Origin of the sequence: Capsulimonas corticalis, from assembly GCF_003574315.2 — a bacterium.
Classification (GTDB): Bacteria; Armatimonadota; Armatimonadia; order Armatimonadales; family Capsulimonadaceae; genus Capsulimonas; species Capsulimonas corticalis.
The window spans coordinates 4,150,474-4,167,068 of the sequence record NZ_AP025739.1 but is presented as its reverse complement, the minus strand read 5'-3'; the positions used below and the strand labels follow the sequence as shown (position 1 = coordinate 4,167,068).

Here is a 16,595-nt window from a genome sequence, read left to right as displayed (position 1 = left end):
CGATACTATCGACGCGCCATTCTGATTGACCGGCAGCCGAATTTAGGCGATGCTGTGACTATGCACACCGACGACAGTCCAACAGCCGACCAGCCCCGAAAGCCCACCCTCGATTCCGATACGGCCCGGCGGATGGGTTCAGCGCGTACTCCAGCGAAGCAACGGGCGGCTCAGGAAAACGGCAAACGCGGCGGGTGGAAGAAGGGCCGTCCGAAGAGCGAAGCAACGAAACGGAAGATCAGCGCGACGAAGACCTTGCAAATGCTGCGGCGCGTCCTCGGCTCGCCATCAGAAAAGCCGCCTCCGGACGATAGATCCTGATCCACTGCCTCCCACAGAATACTGAGACGCCATGTACAAGAAGGCCCGCTCTCCTTTCGGAAAGCGGGCTGAAATGGTATGCCCGTCTGACGACGGGCGCGGCGGACGGTTACCACCCGTCCCTCTGCAGGGACAGCAGGAACGCCGCCGCCTCAATCTTCGTCAGAAGCTCCACGGAATCCCTGGCGAACCGGTCGGCGGCCAGCGCGTCCAGCTCCGCGCGGCTCTTTCCCGCCCGGTAGGCATGCGACCTCAGCGCGATGACCTGCGGAGCGGTCGCCGGAGGACTCACGGCCTTGACCTCTTCATCGTCTAATTGACAGGTGACTACCTCCTCGCACTCGGCTTCGCTCTCAGTTCGCGGCGAGTCGGTCTTCACCAGTCGCGGCCGCTCGGATACCGGCTCGGGCTCGCCGCCCTGGACGCGTCGCCATACGGCGGCGTGCGCCCGCTCCAGGTCTGCCGCCAGCTCATCCGCCAGTGTCGGCAGGCTGTCGCCTCGCTCCAGCGCCCAGGTGACCCGCACCTGCACCTGCTGGTCTGCGCCGCCCTCCCGGACGACGCCTCCCGTCTCCAGAGTGATCTCAGTGGGATACGCCATCTCCCCTTCCTTTCCCAGGCTGAGCCTGTACGGCTTCCGCGCGTCTCGCCGGCCCGCGCCGCTTGCACCGGCGGGACGCCGCCGGGTTCCCGGTGCGCGTCGAAAGTCGCCGTACGACCTCGCGCGCTCCCTTCCGGTAGACGGCCAGGCAGACGAGGTCCCCTCCGGCGTCGTAGACGGCCCAGTGCCGCCCGTATGGCTTGATGCGCACAGTACGCTCCTCCTAACCTGTGGTCTTGCGCGGCCTGCAGTTGCGCCGCTCCCCCAGCCTAGGCCGCTCCCGAGAAGCCGGCCAGAAGGGTTGCGCCAGCGCACGCCGGTGTGCGCGGCTTTCACGGCATCGGTTACGGTGTCTCGGGGAGGCGGCTCGCCCGGACCGGGGAGCAAGTCCACGCCGCCCCAATTTGACTGCATCGGAGGATTGAGAAGATGAAACAAGGACGCACCCTGACGGACCTGGCGGAGGAGCTCAGGCGACAGGCGGAGGCCAAGCGGGACATACTCGCGCCGGCGGGCGAGATCCGTCTCACTACAGACGGTGGCACGCGACTATCGATTGGAGGGAATGATGCGAAGGCGAGTCAATATGAGGTCAGCGAGCTGGCGCACGGTCAGATCGCTGAGTACGCCGGTATCCCTAAGCCCTTCTACGACCGGCTGCGCGCCGACGGCGACATGAGGTCGCTGCTGCACCTCGCGCAGGACTGGGAGATGTTCGAGGACAGCGCGCTCTTCGACGTGCTGATCAGTCACCTGATGAAACGAAAAGGAGATGAGATTCGGCTCGTGCGGACGCTCGATGGGGCTGCACGAGCCTTTCTCTCAGGTGCTTTCAATGTTGATCTCGACAATTTCGACGTCTTCCGGATGGCGGCGGCTGCGATCGAGCGGGCGGACCTAGGGCCAGAACACGTCGCCTCCTGCGAGGTGACGGAGAAACGCCTGTACCTGAAAGTCGTCAGCCCAAAGCTGGAGGCCGTGGTGCGGCCGGAGAACCTGCATACGGGGAGCGGCATGCTCCGGGAACCGCAGGTAGTGCAGGCGGGGTTCGTGCTGTCGAACTCGGAGACGGGCCAGGGAGCGCTCTCGGTTCGCCAGGTGGTGTACAAGCTTCTATGCACGAACTTGTGGATCCAGGAGGAGACGACCCGCCAGCGACATGTTGGGCGCGCTCTGCAAGCAGATGACGAGGGCGGGATTTACCGGGACGACACGCGGCGCGCGGACGCGCAGGCCCGGCTGCTCAGGATCCGGGACCACATCGCCGAGGCGCTGGACGAGACGCGCTTCCGCTCGCTGGTCGCGCGGATGCAGGAGACGGCGGGCATCCGGATCGAGGGAAACGTGGAGACCGCAGTCGAAAGCGCCTCGCAGCGCCTTGGCCTCAGCCTCGCGGAGAAGGAGCGGGTGATGGCCCGCCTGATCGAGGGGGCCGACCTTTCGCTCTGGGGCCTGAGCAACGCCGTCACGGCGGCGGCGCAGGAGGCGGCGAGCTACGACCGCGCCACCGAGCTGGAGGCGATCGGCGGACGATTCTTCTCGATGTCCGACGGACAGCTGCGGGAGCTTGCCGCGGCGCGCCAATAGCCGACGCATTTCAATCGCCGATCTATTTCCGGCCGCTTCCGATAACCGGGAGCGGCCTTTTTCAAGCACGACCGCGCCCAGCGATCGACGAAGCCGCTCTTCAAGGAAGCCTCGGCCTGGTCGGCGGAAGCCTGCGCCTGAGCGGACAGCGTGCGGACAAGTCGTGCATCGGTTCCTCTGAAATGGGGTATAAGCTTGCTGACACAGACTGGAAATCCGCCATGAACGAAACAACTCTCAAAAAGATCGCCCGCGTTCTGCTGGGCGGCTCTCTGATCTTTACCGGCCTCGGCCACCTGACGTTCGCGCGCGAGGAGTTCCAGGCGCAGGTACCCGACTGGGTTCCGCTCGGCAAGGACGACACCGTGGTTGCCTCCGGCGTCGTCGAGATCGCGCTGGGCGGCGCTCTGGTCCTGACCAACGAGAAACTGCAAGGGGCGCTGGGGAAGGTGGCGGCGGCGCTCTTCGCCGTCGTCCTGCCCGGCAACATCTCGCAGTACACCCACCGGCGAGACGCATTCGGATTAAACACGGACACAAAGCGTTTCGTGCGACTGTTCTTCCAGCCGGTTCTGATCTACTGGGCGCTGAAGAGCACGGAAAAAGTGAAGAGCACGGAAAAGTGAGACGGAAGGAGAACACCGAGATTCATGAGCGTTAAAGTCTTTGGGCCTAAAGCTCACTGCTCCATCGACTACGGCTTTGTAACGGCGTTGGTCCTGGCGCCAAGTCTTTTTAAGCTTAAGGATAAGGCGCGAGCACTCTGCTATATCTTTGGCGGCGCAGCGGGACTGCTCACCGCTTTGACCGACCAGCCCTTCGTAATCAAGCGCGTCGTTCCTTTCCGTGTTCATGGACGGATCGACACACCCTTCGTTCCGGCTTTATTGGTATTGCCATGGGTGACAGGCGCGCTGAAGCAACGCAACGCGCGCCTTTTTTTCTTCTCGTTCTTTGCCGCTGTTCTGACCAACTATCTCCTGACGGATTACGACGCTTCCGAACAGTGCTAAAAGTGTTGCACAGCCTTTTGGAGGCGGGCGCGCTGGCCAGGCGGCGCGCGGCTTCAGTCCTCAGTAGGCCGTCAACCTCATCGATCGGATCGAACGCCCTTTGGTCGATCCGACGCCGGGCAGCCATGAGCCGCACCCAGTCCATCGCCGCCGCGTATCTCCAGGACCGCTCCTTGGCGAGATGCTCGGCCTCCTCCGCCTCGTGCCGCCACTCCTCGGCCGTGCGCCGGTACAGGGAGCGATACTGGCGCCACGCCTCGCGTAGACTTCCAGCCCGATCCCCTGCGAAAATACAAGCTCGCCTCGGACGCCGCGCTGCGCATGGGTTCCTCCAGCACGCCCGCCAAGCGGGAAGCCGCCCGCGAGAGCGGCAAGCTTGGCGGCTGGGCGAAAGGGCGTCCGCGCAGCAAGGAGACCCGTCGCAGGATCAGCGCCACGAAGACGCGGCGGATGCTCGAACGCCTGCTGCACCCAGAGCCGGATGCCGGCAGCGCCCACTGAGCCGATTGCCTTGTCCTGGTCAGCGCAGAGCCGAACCGGGGGAACTCGGTGAGCAAAGGGCCGTGTCCACCGTGTGGACACGGCCCTTTCTTCGTTTCGCTCCAGTGAGTTCTGCTCACACCGCAAATTTACCGCGTCGGCTGTCCACACAATCGGGACTTCTTGGCATTGGATAGGTATAGGGCAGCCCAATCAACGGTTCGAGCAACCCGGCAATAGGTTAAGCTTGCCCTCCACATCTGGCGAAGACGTTTTCAGGAGGCCTGATCATTATGCTCAATCAATGGATTCAATCTCTGCTCTCTTCCGCAATAAACCGAGACCTGCGGCGGCGGGAGGAGCGAGCGCGGGCGGCGTCACCGCCAAGCGCGGTTATACCCGTCTTAGCGCCGGGTGGCTTGGTGCTCGGCCATGAGTTTTCGGACGAGGAGCCGCAAGCAGGAGCGCCCGTCACGCTTTCGCCCGAGCAGAGGCGGCGCCACGTCTACGTTCTGGGCGCAACCGGCACGGGCAAGTCTAACCTCCTGCTGCGGCTGATCGAGTCGGACATCGCCGCCGGGCGCTCGTTCTGCGTCGTGGACCTGCGCGGCGACCTGGTGGACCGGATTCTGCCCCGCTTATCCGCAGCGGGCGACGCGGAGCACTGGCGGGAGAGGCTGCTGCTGATCGACCTGCGGCATGAGGAGGATGTCGTCGGGTTCAACCCGCTGGTGGGTCCGGGGGATGCGTATGGACGGGCCTTTCATGTTCTGGAGGTGCTCCGTCAGCAGTCGGACAGCTGGGGCGTCCAGCTGGAAGAGACGCTGCGCAACTGTCTGATCGCGCTGGCCGAGACGGGCGGCACGCTTCTGGAAATCGAGATGATGCTCTGCAACGCCTCGTTCCGGGCGGCGACTCTGGCAAAAGTTCAGGATCGGTACGTCCAATCGTTCTTCCAGCGCTTCGACCAGCTATCCGCCGAGCAGAGGCTCGGCTGGAGCATGCCCGTCCTCAACAAGGTGACGCCGCTGCTGGCGATCCCGCGCCTGCGCCGCTTCTTCGGAGGCGCTCACACCGTATCGCTCCAGAAGACGCTGGACCGTCGGTCGGGACAGGTGATCCTGGTCTCTCTCGCGGTGGACCGGCTGCACCAGGCAGCCTACCTCGTGGGCGGCCTTCTGGTCAGCGCCATCCAGAACGCCATCATGGCGCGCGTGGATCTTGCCGAGGGCGACCGTATTCCCGTGAACCTGTATGTGGACGAGTTCGAGACCATGGCGTCGGAGCAGTTCGAGACGTTCATTGCCGAGGGGCGCCGTTTTGGCCTGGGGCTCTGCCTCTCGCACCAGAACCTCAGCCAGATGCCGACGCGGCTGCGCGAAGTGCTGCTGAACAACGCGCACACGCAGATCTACTTCCAGACGGGAGCCGGCGACGCGGCTCAGCTGGCGCGTGAGGTTTCGCTCGACTTGCGGCGCGATGCGCTCCAGCGCCTCCTGACGCAGCAGCGAACCGGCGAGGCGCTGATCGTCCAGCGCGGCGATCGGTCCCGGCGTATCCGCGTCGCTCTCTCTCAGGATCCGGCTGTCTCCCCTGCCCTACTTGCCGGTCTGCGTCAGGCGTCATGGCAAGCTTATGGGCGAACGCGGGAGGAAGTCGAAAAGGAGTTGGAGCAGCGGCGCGTCACGTTTGAGCGCCCGGCTGAGCCAGCGCCTGACGCAAAAAAGAGCGCCGAAGCGCTCAAACCAAAAGACCAGACAAAGGAGGAGGACTATGAAGTACGCCATCGGCCGCGCCGGGGAAAGCCCGGACAGGACAAAAAGTAGTTCGGACATATATGGCGCGCCGCGCAGCCGGTTTACCGCCAAGCCGGAGCGGGGGCTGGTGCTCGGACCGCGCGACGACAGCCTGCTCCTGGATCTGTTCCTCTGCCGGGTGATGTCGCGCAGCCAGATCCAGTCGCTGCACTTCGGCTCCGTCCCCCGATGCAACGGCCGCCTGCGCCAGCTGTTCGACTGGGGCTATGCCTCGCGTTACTACATGCCGACCGCGCCTTACGGGGCGCAGGCGCTGTATTCCCTGGGGATCGCCGGCGTCCCGCGTGTGTCCAGACTGCTCGGATCCCAGGGACTGGAACTCAGCGCGTCGGATGTGCGCGCGCAGCGATGCCGGCCGGCGCTGTCGCTGATGGAGCATACCCTGGCGATCGCGGATGTCTATGGCGCATTCCGCACGGCGATCGCAGATCAGGATTTTCTTGCATGGGAGCGATGGCTGCCGGAGCGGCTCTGCGCCGAGGAGTTTGAGGTGCGCCGGAAAGACAATGCCGCGCGCTGGAGACAGCGCATCTTCCGACCGGACGCATATCTTCGTCTAGGTGGGCAAGAAACGGAGATGCGGATGGACCTGTTCTTTGAAATCGATCTGGGGCATACGAACAGCCGCCAGTTCCAGAACAAGATTCGCGCCCATGCGCACTACCTCAGCGGAGGACTGTTTCAGCAGGCATACGGCAGTGACGGATTTCGCACGCTGGTGGTGACGACCGGAGCCGGGCGCATCGGCAACCTCATCAGGCTGGCAGAATCGGAGGCCTGCCAGCTCTTCTGGTTCACCACCTTTGACTTGATGATCCAGCAGCCGCTGGGCGCAATCTGGAGCGTTCCGTTCCGGTCTGACCTGATCAGCCTCCTGGAAAATCAAAATACTGCAAAGGGAGAAGTATCATGCGTCTCTGTCTGACATGCCGGTACGTTTCGCCAGAGGGAGCCGTTCACTGTGGGCATTGCGGCAGAACGTTCGGAGCCCGGCTCTGTCCGAGCCGCCATCCCAGCCCACCGGACGCTGAGTACTGCGTCCAGTGCGGGAAGGCCAACGTCACGGACGCAACGCGCTGCCTGCCGCTGGGCTGGTGCACGCGCGCCCTGACCTTGCTCATCGTCCTGCTGGCGCTGCGCTGGGCGTTCGGAAGCGCGCCATCGCTGCTCCAGGGTATGTGGAATCTCAGCGACTGGATCAGTCTCCACCTCTTAGGAATCTCGCTTTGCCACATGCGGGCGGTACTGTTGCAGATCGCGGCGTGGTTTGTCGCCCTATTCCTGGTGTCTTACCTGCTGCCCGGCTCCGTGGGCGGACATGTCCGCGCCTTACTGATGCGGGGCGCGGGCGTCGCGGCCAGGCTGGCGCGGTCTGTCAGCCTGGCCATCTTTCGGTGGCTCTGTCGGATTGTGGGCGGGCAGCGCAAAGGCGCATGACTAAGAGGCGTGACGCTGGCGGGTCAAACTATCTTTTTGCGTCCCTGATTGGCTGAACGGCTGGTATGGAGAAGCCGTCCTAGTGGAGCCGCCGCCTCGTGGACCGATCGGACATGCACCGGGTCGCCGTGCAGGTACCGCCGCGTCACGGTCAGGTCCTTGTGGCCCGCAATCTGGCTCGCGGCCCAGAGGTCGGTTTTCGCAAGCTGGGTGAGGGCGTAGTGTCGCAGGCCGTGCAGGCTGAAGCCGGAAAGGCTGGCGTAATCCAGGTAGCCACGGAACACCTTGCCGAACTCGCTGACGGTGATCTCGCCGCCGAACTCGCTGATGAAGAGGAGCGGACTGTCGACTTTGGGGCGGACGCGCAGGTAGGCGTCCACCGTCTGAATCCAGTAGGAGCTGATTGGAATGATCCGTGGCTCGTCGCCCTTGGCCTTGCGGATGACGATCTGACCCTCTTTGGGCTGGTAGTCGTCCACGGTCAGCGCCAGCATCTCGCCGATACGGGCGGCCGTCTCCAAGAGACCGGCGACGATGGCGTAGTTGCGGCGCCCGAAGAAGAGGCGTGCGCCAGCGTGGATGAAGCGGGATTTGGGGTTGATGCTGGGCTTGTAGCGGTCCGTGACAGCCGTCAGCAGCGCCCGGATCTCGTCGTCCGAGGGGCACTTTACATAAGGCCGCTCGGCCTTGGGAACCTGGTAGCCCGTCAGCGGGTCGGCGGTGACGTATTCCTCGCGCTTGCAGAACTTGAAGAAGGTGCGGGCGGCGACGGCGTCATGCCGGCGGGTGGCGTCGGAGACTTTTTCTCCACGTTCGTTCAGATACTCACGCATGTGCCGGGCTCGGAAGTCGCCCAGGGTGATCTTGCGGCCCTCGGCCCAGCGGCAGAGCAGCTTGAGCCGCTCCCGGTAGAACACTTCCGTGCTTTCCTCACGCGAGGTGCGGGTCTGGAGGAGGAAGTCGCTGACGGCTTCCTGCCAGTCGATGTCGTTCGAGAAGACCGTTTGTCGATTGAATGTTTCCATGCTGTCCTGTTATTTCTAACCTGAAGGCCAGGCTGGTTTCAGACAAAGCTGATACCGCCTGACACCATGAAAATAACAGTAACGGCGTCTATTGTCAACAACGCCATCGGCGTGATCTACTGACAATAAAAAACAGCCGCCAATCTGTTAATACAGATCAACGGCTGTCATTTATTGTTATGGTGCCCCCACCAGGACTCGAACCTGGGACACCCTGATTAAGAGTCAGGTGCTCTAACCAACTGAGCTATAGAGGCGTTACGTTTGCTGTCCCTATCTCAGGGACGAAAGTATATTACCCCAGGATTTCAAAAAATGCAAGCTTATAGTACATGTTTTTTTGCAACCTCACGGGCGCCTTACAGCTTCAGCGCATGCGCCTTTCGCCGCACGACGCCCTATGAGGCGTAGCTGGCACGGTAAAAAGGGCCAGCCGAATTTGTCCAGGAGCCTACTGAGTGACAAAGACGGCACAATCGTTCGCTGTGTTGCGGCAAGACATTTCCTCGCATTTTTCTTAGAGACGATCCTGGGACTAAGGTATAAGGAAGTTATGCATGTCTCGAAGCACATGGGGGCCAAACAGGAGAATAGCATTCGGGAGCCTATCCTGGAGCGTATCAGCGACGCCTTCTACGCTGTCGATCAAGACTGGCGCTTCACGTATGTGAACACGGAGGCGGAGCGCCTGATTCGGCGCCCCCGAGCAACGCTGCTAGGCAAACGCCTCTGGGACGAGTTTCCAGAGGCGATAGGCACGGGCTTCGATCGACAGTTCCGCAAGGCGATGGCCGACCAAACGCCTGTGGTCTTCGACGAGTTTTTCGAGCCGCTCGCCACATGGCTTGAAGTGCGCGCCTACCCATCGCTCGATGGGCTGTCATTGTACTTTCACGACATTACTTCTCGGAAGCAGGCCGAGGATCGGATGCATCAGTTTCAGCATCTCTGCGACGCTGCGAGTGACGCGCTTTTCCTGGTGAATGAACACGCACAATTTCAGTACGTGAACGCGTCCGCATGCAGCTCTCTCGGCTACAGCGAAGCGGAGCTCCTCGCCTTGCGTGTGTTTGACGTGGCTCCGCTTCAAGCTGAGGAAAAGTATCAGGCGCTGTTTCAAAGAGCTGCAAGAGAGCGAATCCCGCCCTTCGAAACGATACACCGCCGCTCCGATGGCGTTATATTCCCGGTGGAAGTAAGCATCAGCCGTATTGATGGGGACGGAAAAGCACAGCTCTTCGTCAGCACCCGAGATATCTCCGAGCGCAATCAAATTGAGAAAGAGCGTGAGCATATTCTGGCGGAGGCCCATCAGCGGGCGAATCGAGAGGCGCTGCTCAACCGTATTGGCGCATCCATCCGCGCCACCACAGACCCGGAAGCCATACAATACGCGGCGGTATCCGCTCTTGGCGAAGCGCTCAAAGCCGACCGTTGCTACTTTTCATTCAAGGATCCTGAGGCGGACGCAAGCTGGATCGGTCAAGATTTTCGTCGATCCGACCTTCCTTCACTGAAGGGCCGATATCGGATGTCGGCCTTGAAGGTAAATTCCGAGGACGTTCACGCAGCCGAACATACTGTCGTCATCAAGGATATACAAGAAGATGGCGGGACGTTAAGCGAGGCGATGCGCACGACACTGCACAAGCTTCGAGTACGATCGGTCATCTTGATTCATATTTTCGATGGCGCGCGACGAGTCGCCATCCTGGTCGTGGCCATGGCCGACACGTCGCGGGCATGGACAGACGAGGAAGTGAGCCTTGTGGAGGCAGTGGCGGCCCAAACCCGTTCCGCCGTGGACGCGGCGCATCTGCTTGTAAAACAACAAGAGCGTCTTCAAGAGGAAGCGCTCGCGGGCCGGATTGGGGACGCGATCCGCAGCACGCTGAATCCCACGGCGATCAAGGATCGGGCGGCGGCGCTTCTGGGAGAAGCCCTTGGCGCAGACCGCTGCTTCTACCTGACCTACAGCACACTTGACGACATAGCGCACTTAGGATACGACTACCACCGCAGCGACCTAACTCCTCTCTTTGGCGATTACCGTCTTTCTGAATTCACCGATTTGCTGACAGAGGTATTCGCCGGCGGAGAAACCGCCGTAGTTTCGGACGTGCGGCAAGAGCTCTCGCCGGCGGTCGCAGCGGCGATGGAAACTTTTCAGCATCGCGCCGTACTTGCGGCGCCGTTCTTCGACGGCGAGCGCCTCGTGGCTGCGCTGTGGGCGTCCATGGATAAACCGCGCACGTGGACAGCGCATGAGATCGCGCTGATTGAGCAGACGGCGACGCTGACGCGCACAGCGCTGGAGACTGCCCGCATAAGCCGTAAGGAGCGCGCCATCGCTCAGCAGTTACAAGAGGCTCTGCAACCCACCGTTCCAAACCAGGCGCCAGGACTGTCTCTGGGCAGCTTCATACGTCCCGCGCTTGACGAAGCGCTCGTCGGCGGCGACTTCATGGATGTCTTTCCTCTGGACAAGAAACGGTACGCGATTGTCCTTGGCGATGTCTCTGGAAAGGGACTGGCGGCGGCGCAGCAGCTCGCGCTTATCCGCAATACCCTGCGTACTCTTCTGTACCTGTACTACGCTCCTGCTCAGGCCGCATCCGCGCTTAACGCCATCGTCGCCGCACACGACCTGCTCGTCGGCTTTGTCACCGCCTGGGTGGGTGTTTACGATACGATGAGTGGAGCCATCGTGTTCTGCTCCTGCGGCCATGAACCCGCGCTGGTGAGACGCTCGAACGGAGCGATGGAAACGCTGGCGACGCTTTGCCCGCCACTAGGAATGGCCGAGCAGTCGGCATATCGGGACCAGAAAGTTACGCTTCTGGCGGGAGATGAACTGCTTCTGTACACAGACGGCCTCTCCGAAGCGGGGCCAAATCGCCTCAACCTATTTGGGCTGGATGGATTGATGAGGCTTTTGAATGCGCTGCCTGCGGAGGCGGATGTCCAGTCGCAAGCCGAACGATTGGTCAATGAGGTGAGCCTATTTGCAAGCGGCAATTTCCGTGACGACGTGGCGATACTGCTTGTGCGTCGCGATGCAGCCGTGAACCAGGAAGAAGCGGAGCTCCCCAGGAGCATTCTGTCCAGCCTTGACAACCCGCAGGCTCCATCCATATTCATCGAAGACCGCGCGATTGCTGCGGAACGCCTACGCCTGATTGCGGACAACTCTCCGCTGCTGATTGCGTATGTCAGCGCGGATCGGCGCTACCGTTTCAACAACCGCACATACACCGAGTGGTTTGGCGTCAACGCGGCTGACCTGTATGGCAAAGAAGTCCGGGAAGTCATCGGAGATTCGGCTTACCACTCGATCAGCCATCATTTAGAGTCCGCTCTCTCCGGTAACATCGTGACCTACGATATGACGATGCAATACGCCGGCGCGGGGCGCCGGTTTGTCCGCACTACCCTTGTCCCTGAGAAGGACGCCACGGGCGCCGTACTCGGTTTCATGCTGTTTGTGAGTGACGACACGAGCCTGCATGATGCGCAGGCGCAGATCACCTCCGAATATCATCGTCTCCTGCTGACCAGCAGCATTGGACGCACTGTCCGCAGCTCCGCCGATCCGCAGCAAGTCATGGAAACCACAACGGAAGCGCTTGGCCAGGCTCTGGATGTGGATCGCTGTTATTACGTCACTTACGACCCGCAGAGCGATCACAGCGTCGTCGGCCCCGAATGGCGCCGCGAGGGTATCCCATCCCTGGCCGGCAGATATCGCATGTCCGAACACGCCCCGAATCGAAACGAGGAGTATTTCTCAGATAAAACAAATATTATTGAAGACGTATTTTTGCTGCCAAACAACGACGCCGCCAAGAAAGCCGGTATTCGAGCGATGGTGCGCGCGCCGATCCAGCGCGACGGCCAAACGACAGCCCTGGTGGTAGCGATGGCGACCGAGGCGCGCATTTGGACGGAGCAGGAAATCGCTCTTGTAGAGACCACCGTTTCTCAAACACGCGGAGCCGTCGAAGCGGCGCATGCGCGCCAGCGAGAACGAGCGATCCTTCGCGATGTTCTTGCGAGCGTCACGGGCGGCAAGCTCAATTTGGCGTTCGACGAAGCGAGCTTACCTGCTTCGGTGGGGCAAGTCGTCGGAAATCTCTCCCTCACTCCCACCGAAGGCTTACGGGAACTGCGACACCTGGTGCGGCAAGCGACGCAGCATACGGGATATGCCCAAGATCGGCAGGACGATCTGGTAACCGCGGCCAGTGAAGCGGGAATGAACGCCATCGTCCATGCAGGCGGCGGCGAGGCATCCGTCCGACTCAACGAAAACGGCCTAGTACAGGTGAGAGTGAAGGATTACGGCAGCGGAATTGCGGCCATGAATTTGCACAAAGCGGCCTTCGCTCGCGGTTACAGCACCAAGGGGACACTCGGCCACGGTCTCAAAATGATTCTGGAAACGTGTGACCGCGTCTACCTCGTCACGGACTCCAGTGGTACGACGATCGTGCTCGAACAGGAGCGCGAAACCCCGGCGCCAGAGTGGTTATAGCTCCGCGTGGGACCACTCTCCACACTGGTTGCCTTCCCGACTCGGTTCTTCTTTCATCTCCTTGGACAAAAGCAGTGGGACGCAAATGCGGGTGACGGCATTTCTACGTAAAGGAAGTTCATCCTAGCGCATATTTTCAATCACCATTAGTCCGTGAAAGTATAGCGGCGTGACCAGGATTGATACTGGCCGGGAGAGACATTAAGGCGGATAAAGACTTCGGGGCAGATGGTATGTTCTGTCCCGTAGAGGGCGAAGTTCCACCAGGGGAAGTCGGTCGTTTCTCGTACGGTCAGGCCCGTCGTATTGTTTGTGATCTCCCAATAGGTTCCCGCTTCGGCCAGCGGAGGCGCCGTGTGATTCGGCGGCGCGGCGCGGAGATAGAATGCGCCTTCGGCGGGGCTTTTGGCGCGCAAGAGAGACTTCTCATCGACCGTCCAGGTCGCGCCCCAGCTTCCCCGCTCCGCTTGATGGGCGATCAGCATGTCGCGAATGGCGCTTGGCGCGGACAGCGAATAGTCGGGAGTGATCGGGGCGCCGTCCAGCGCCAGATAGTTGTGTGCATACTCTTCCGTGCGCAGTATGGCCGCGCCGGTATTCACCAATCGAGAGGCGACGATCAGATGATTGTCTTCCACGCGGATTATCTTCTCTAAGCGTGCGGCCGTTCCACGGCAATCGTGATGCTCAATCACAAGGTAAACGGAGTCTTCGGTCCAGGTCGACGCCATGATGGCCGGCTCAATCTCATACGGGCGACTGAACTGATATCTGGCCTCGTCAATCCGCGTCAGCATGCCGACGCCCAGCTTTGAGAACTTCTCGTCGGGTTTGGCGGCTTCATAGTCCAGCGCGGTGAAGATCCCGAACTCGCCGCAGAGCCCTACCCCTCCGTCGCCCTGCCCCGGAATCGGCGATTCCACGCCGCAGAACGTGTGGGCGCCATCGAGCGTCACTTGCCTCACGAAGCTTGTCCAATCGTAACGCGAGCCTCGATACCGCGCGCCAGGAACGTCGATCTCCACGCTCAGCCGGGGACTGCGCAGCGTTCGTGAGATATTTTGGGGATCGTGGGTTGTCATGAGAACTGCTTCCGGACATGAAAAAGCCCCGAGACGATGTGGTCTCGGGGCGGGAGTAAAACGATCGGGAAGGACTATTTGACCTTGGCCGCACGGCGCTTGGTGAGCTCGTCGGCGATAACGCCCAGGAGTATAACCGAGCCCATGACGGCGAAGTTCAGCGAGCTTGGGATACCCAGCAGGTTGACGAGATTTTGCAGGACCTGGATCAGCGCGGCGCCGATCAAAATGCCCAGGATGGACCCCTCGCCGCCTCGGAGGCTGCATCCGCCCAATACGGCGGCGGCGATCCCGTACAGCTCGTAAGAGTTTCCGTGGGTGGACGGCGAGATCGAGTTCGTGTAGAAGGCGAACAGGATGGCGCTGAACCCGGTCAGGACACCCGCGATCACGTAGGTCGTGATGATGACACGCTGAGAGTTGATGCCCGAATAGCGCGCGGCTTCCTCGTTGCGTCCCACCGCGTAAAGATGGCGGCCATACACGGAGCGGTGCAGAACCACCCACATAATCAAACTAAACACCATCAGCAGAACGAACGGCATCGGAACGCCGGCCACATCGCCTGTCGCGAGCTTCTGAAGGGCCTCAAAACCCTGCGCGTTCCCGAACCCCTTGGTCTCGTCGCCGGCAATAAATCGTGCGATACCGCGATAGAATAGCAAACCGCAAAGGGTCACAATGAAAGGCTGCAATGGTATTTTTGTTATCAGAAGCCCATGGATGAGACCGAGCCCCATCGTCAGCGCCAAAATCGTAAATACGGAAAGTACGGGGTTCCAATGTTTTTCCGTAAGTATGATCGAGAGAATGACGCCGGAGAGCGCGAACACCGAGCCGACGGTCAGGTCGATACCGCTCGTGATAATGATCAGGCCGAGGCCAAGGCTGAAAATTCCGAACAGACCGATCAAACGCGACAGGTTCTGCACGTTGTCGATATGAGCGAAATTCGGGTTCTTAATACTGGCGACAACGCAGAGAACAACCAGCAGGATAAAGATGCCGAGCTCTTTGCTGGCGCTTTTGATCGGCAGGCGCGGCGGGGATCCCGTCGGTGTCGCCAGCCGCGGCGTCGTGTCAGTCGATGCTTTCGTTAACATAGATTCCTCTTAGACTGCCGCCGCGCCTGTGTCCAGCGGACGGGCTCCGGTCGCCGGACGTTCGCCGCCGACCGCAAATTGCATGATGGACTCCTCGGACGCCTTGTCAAAGGGCAGAATTCCCGTGATACGGCCTTCGTGCATAACCGCCACGCGGTCGCTCAGACTCAGCACTTCTTCCATGTCGCTGCTGATCATCAGAATTGCGACGCCTTCTTTGGCGAGGTTGCGCATCAAGTCGTAAATTTCAGCCTTCGCGCCGACATCAATGCCGCGTGTCGGCTCGTCGAAGATCATCAGCTTCGGCTCCAGGGAGAGCCACTTCGCCAGAACGACCTTCTGCTGGTTTCCGCCCGACAGGTTCTTCGCGAGGAATTCCACCGTAGGCGTCTTCACATTCAGGGCTTTGCTTGCCTTCTGCGCCGACGTACGTTCTTTATCGCGATTGATGAGACCGGCGACGGAGAAGCGGTTGAGCGCCGGAAGCGTGATATTATTCCGGATCGGAAGGTCGGTGATCAGGCCGCAGCGGCGTCGGTCTTCGGGCACCAGATAAATGCCATTGCGAATGCCGTCCTGCGCGCTCTTGATCGAGAGCACTTTTCCGTCCAGCGTGAAAACGCCGCCCTGGGATTTATCGATTCCAAAGATCGCCTGCGCGGTCTCCGAGCGTCCCGCGCCGACGAGACCGGCCATCCCCAGGATCTCGCCGCGCCGAATTTCGAACGCGACTTCCTTGTTCGGATACTTGCCGGTGCGCAGGCCCGACACGCTGAAGCGAACCGGTAAGTTCGACGTATCGTGCGCGAGGTGCGTTTTGTCCAGATCGCGCCCGACCATCAGCTTGACCATGGCGTCATGCGTCAGTTCGGCGCGGCTCAGGCCGCCGGCGTTCTGGCCGTCGCGCAGACCGACAACGCGGTCCGCGATGCGCATGATCTCGCCCAGGCGGTGGGAAATATAAATAATGCTGACGCCCTTGGCGCGCAGTTCCTCAACCACGGTCAGCAGGCGATCCGTCTCCGAAAGCGTGAGACTGGACGTCGGTTCGTCCATGATCAGGATCTGAGCGTTCAGCGAAAGCGCCTTGGCGATCTCCACCATCTGCTGCTGGGCGAGGGAAAGACTTTTGAGTGGGGTTCGGCTGGAGAAGTTGAGCCCCAGCTGATCCAAAAACGGCTGTGTCTCGGCCGCCATGCGCGCTGTGTCCACGAGCCGCAGCGGGCCGGTCAGCGGCTCTCGGCCGAGGTAAACGTTGCCGGCGATATCGAGGTTGTCCAGAACGTTCAGCTCCTGGTGAATGAAGCTGATGCCCGAACGGATTGAGTCTTTGACGCCTGTGATCTTTACGACCTGTCCGCTGACGCGGATTTCGCCTTCGTCGGGCTGGTGGACGCCGCCCAGAGTCTTCATCAACGTCGATTTTCCGGCTCCGTTTTCACCGATGAGCGCAATCACTTCGCCTGGATAAAGCTCCAGACTGACGTTACGAAGCGCCTGTACGCCGGCAAAACGCTTGCTAACCCTTTTCATTTCAAGGATAGGGGCTGGCTGAGATTCGGATTTCGACATTCATTGCTCCTCTGCGCCCGCGA

General features: G+C 61.1%; 13 protein-coding genes and 1 tRNA gene. 7 read left to right on the top strand and 7 right to left on the bottom strand.

What is annotated here, in order from left to right:
• Nucleotides 1-430: 430 nt before the first annotated feature.
• Both D5261_RS17860 and D5261_RS17855 read right to left on the bottom strand, forming a co-directional pair.
• A complete protein-coding gene (locus D5261_RS17860) occupies nucleotides 431-922 on the bottom strand; it encodes a hypothetical protein (protein ID WP_119322249.1) in 492 nt (163 codons plus the stop codon).
• Nucleotides 906-1,133, bottom strand: a complete 228-nt coding sequence (locus D5261_RS17855; RefSeq protein ID WP_125206059.1) for a hypothetical protein — start codon at nucleotides 1,131-1,133, stop codon at nucleotides 906-908. The genes D5261_RS17860 and D5261_RS17855 overlap by 17 nt, the downstream gene beginning before the upstream one ends.
• A gap of 218 nt (nucleotides 1,134-1,351) precedes the next feature.
• On the opposite strand from D5261_RS17855, the gene D5261_RS17850 reads away from it, so the two are divergent.
• From D5261_RS17850 to D5261_RS17825, 6 genes are all read left to right on the top strand, one after another.
• Complete coding sequence (locus D5261_RS17850; RefSeq protein WP_119322250.1) at nucleotides 1,352-2,509, top strand: hypothetical protein; 1,158 nt, start codon at nucleotides 1,352-1,354, stop codon at nucleotides 2,507-2,509.
• 221 nt (nucleotides 2,510-2,730) lie between these two features.
• Entirely contained in the window at nucleotides 2,731-3,135 is a 405-nt protein-coding gene (locus tag D5261_RS17845; RefSeq protein ID WP_119322251.1) for a DoxX family protein, read from the top strand.
• A gap of 24 nt (nucleotides 3,136-3,159) precedes the next feature.
• The gene (locus tag D5261_RS17840; RefSeq protein WP_119322252.1) at nucleotides 3,160-3,522 is read left to right on the top strand and encodes a hypothetical protein; all 363 of its coding nucleotides are present in this window, start codon (nucleotides 3,160-3,162) and stop codon (nucleotides 3,520-3,522) included.
• Nucleotides 3,523-4,295: 773 nt separating this feature from the next.
• Complete coding sequence (locus D5261_RS17835; protein ID WP_119322254.1) at nucleotides 4,296-5,828, top strand: type IV secretory system conjugative DNA transfer family protein; 1,533 nt, start codon at nucleotides 4,296-4,298, stop codon at nucleotides 5,826-5,828.
• Complete coding sequence (locus tag D5261_RS17830; RefSeq protein ID WP_165864307.1) at nucleotides 5,776-6,744, top strand: replication-relaxation family protein; 969 nt, start codon at nucleotides 5,776-5,778, stop codon at nucleotides 6,742-6,744. The genes D5261_RS17835 and D5261_RS17830 overlap by 53 nt, the downstream gene beginning before the upstream one ends.
• The gene (locus D5261_RS17825) at nucleotides 6,729-7,256 is read left to right on the top strand and encodes a zinc ribbon domain-containing protein (RefSeq protein ID WP_119322256.1); all 528 of its coding nucleotides are present in this window, start codon (nucleotides 6,729-6,731) and stop codon (nucleotides 7,254-7,256) included. The genes D5261_RS17830 and D5261_RS17825 overlap by 16 nt, the downstream gene beginning before the upstream one ends.
• 23 nt (nucleotides 7,257-7,279) lie before the next feature.
• Here D5261_RS17825 and D5261_RS17820 read toward each other — a convergent pair whose 3' ends face one another.
• Nucleotides 7,280-8,281 (bottom strand): tyrosine-type recombinase/integrase, encoded by a 1,002-nt coding sequence (locus tag D5261_RS17820; protein ID WP_119322257.1) that lies wholly within the window; start codon nucleotides 8,279-8,281, stop codon nucleotides 7,280-7,282.
• 180 nt (nucleotides 8,282-8,461) lie between these two features.
• Nucleotides 8,462-8,538 (bottom strand) — tRNA-Lys (locus D5261_RS17815).
• A gap of 296 nt (nucleotides 8,539-8,834) precedes the next feature.
• On the opposite strand from D5261_RS17815, the gene D5261_RS17810 reads away from it, so the two are divergent.
• A complete protein-coding gene (locus D5261_RS17810) occupies nucleotides 8,835-12,815 on the top strand; it encodes a SpoIIE family protein phosphatase (protein WP_165864308.1) in 3,981 nt (1,326 codons plus the stop codon).
• A gap of 146 nt (nucleotides 12,816-12,961) precedes the next feature.
• Here the strand turns inward: D5261_RS17810 and D5261_RS17805 are convergent, their stop codons facing one another.
• From D5261_RS17805 to D5261_RS17795, 3 genes are all read right to left on the bottom strand, one after another.
• Nucleotides 12,962-13,897 carry a hypothetical protein gene (locus D5261_RS17805; RefSeq protein WP_119322259.1) on the bottom strand — a complete coding sequence of 312 codons (936 nt, stop codon included), beginning with the start codon at nucleotides 13,895-13,897 and terminating at the stop codon, nucleotides 12,962-12,964.
• Nucleotides 13,898-13,971: 74 nt separating this feature from the next.
• Nucleotides 13,972-15,000 carry an ABC transporter permease gene (locus D5261_RS17800; RefSeq protein WP_119322260.1) on the bottom strand — a complete coding sequence of 343 codons (1,029 nt, stop codon included), beginning with the start codon at nucleotides 14,998-15,000 and terminating at the stop codon, nucleotides 13,972-13,974.
• Nucleotides 15,001-15,009: 9 nt separating this feature from the next.
• Nucleotides 15,010-16,572 (bottom strand): sugar ABC transporter ATP-binding protein, encoded by a 1,563-nt coding sequence (locus D5261_RS17795; RefSeq protein WP_119322261.1) that lies wholly within the window; start codon nucleotides 16,570-16,572, stop codon nucleotides 15,010-15,012.
• Nucleotides 16,573-16,595: the final 23 nt, after the last annotated feature.

Excerpts from the sequence above, each read along its gene's own strand:
- D5261_RS17860 (WP_119322249.1), bottom strand. The coding sequence starts at position 922 with ATGGCGTATCCCACTGAGATCACTCTGGAGACGGGAGGCGTCGTCCGG.
- D5261_RS17850 (WP_119322250.1), top strand. The coding sequence starts at position 1,352 with ATGAAACAAGGACGCACCCTGACGGACCTGGCGGAGGAGCTCAGGCGA.
- D5261_RS17845 (WP_119322251.1), top strand. The coding sequence starts at position 2,731 with ATGAACGAAACAACTCTCAAAAAGATCGCCCGCGTTCTGCTGGGCGGC.
- D5261_RS17840 (WP_119322252.1), top strand. The coding sequence starts at position 3,160 with ATGAGCGTTAAAGTCTTTGGGCCTAAAGCTCACTGCTCCATCGACTAC.
- D5261_RS17835 (WP_119322254.1), top strand. The coding sequence starts at position 4,296 with ATGCTCAATCAATGGATTCAATCTCTGCTCTCTTCCGCAATAAACCGA.
- D5261_RS17830 (WP_165864307.1), top strand. The coding sequence starts at position 5,776 with ATGAAGTACGCCATCGGCCGCGCCGGGGAAAGCCCGGACAGGACAAAA.
- D5261_RS17825 (WP_119322256.1), top strand. The coding sequence starts at position 6,729 with ATGCGTCTCTGTCTGACATGCCGGTACGTTTCGCCAGAGGGAGCCGTT.
- D5261_RS17820 (WP_119322257.1), bottom strand. The coding sequence starts at position 8,281 with ATGGAAACATTCAATCGACAAACGGTCTTCTCGAACGACATCGACTGG.
- D5261_RS17810 (WP_165864308.1), top strand. The coding sequence starts at position 8,835 with ATGCATGTCTCGAAGCACATGGGGGCCAAACAGGAGAATAGCATTCGG.
- D5261_RS17805 (WP_119322259.1), bottom strand. The coding sequence starts at position 13,897 with ATGACAACCCACGATCCCCAAAATATCTCACGAACGCTGCGCAGTCCC.
- D5261_RS17800 (WP_119322260.1), bottom strand. The coding sequence starts at position 15,000 with ATGTTAACGAAAGCATCGACTGACACGACGCCGCGGCTGGCGACACCG.
- D5261_RS17795 (WP_119322261.1), bottom strand. The coding sequence starts at position 16,572 with ATGTCGAAATCCGAATCTCAGCCAGCCCCTATCCTTGAAATGAAAAGG.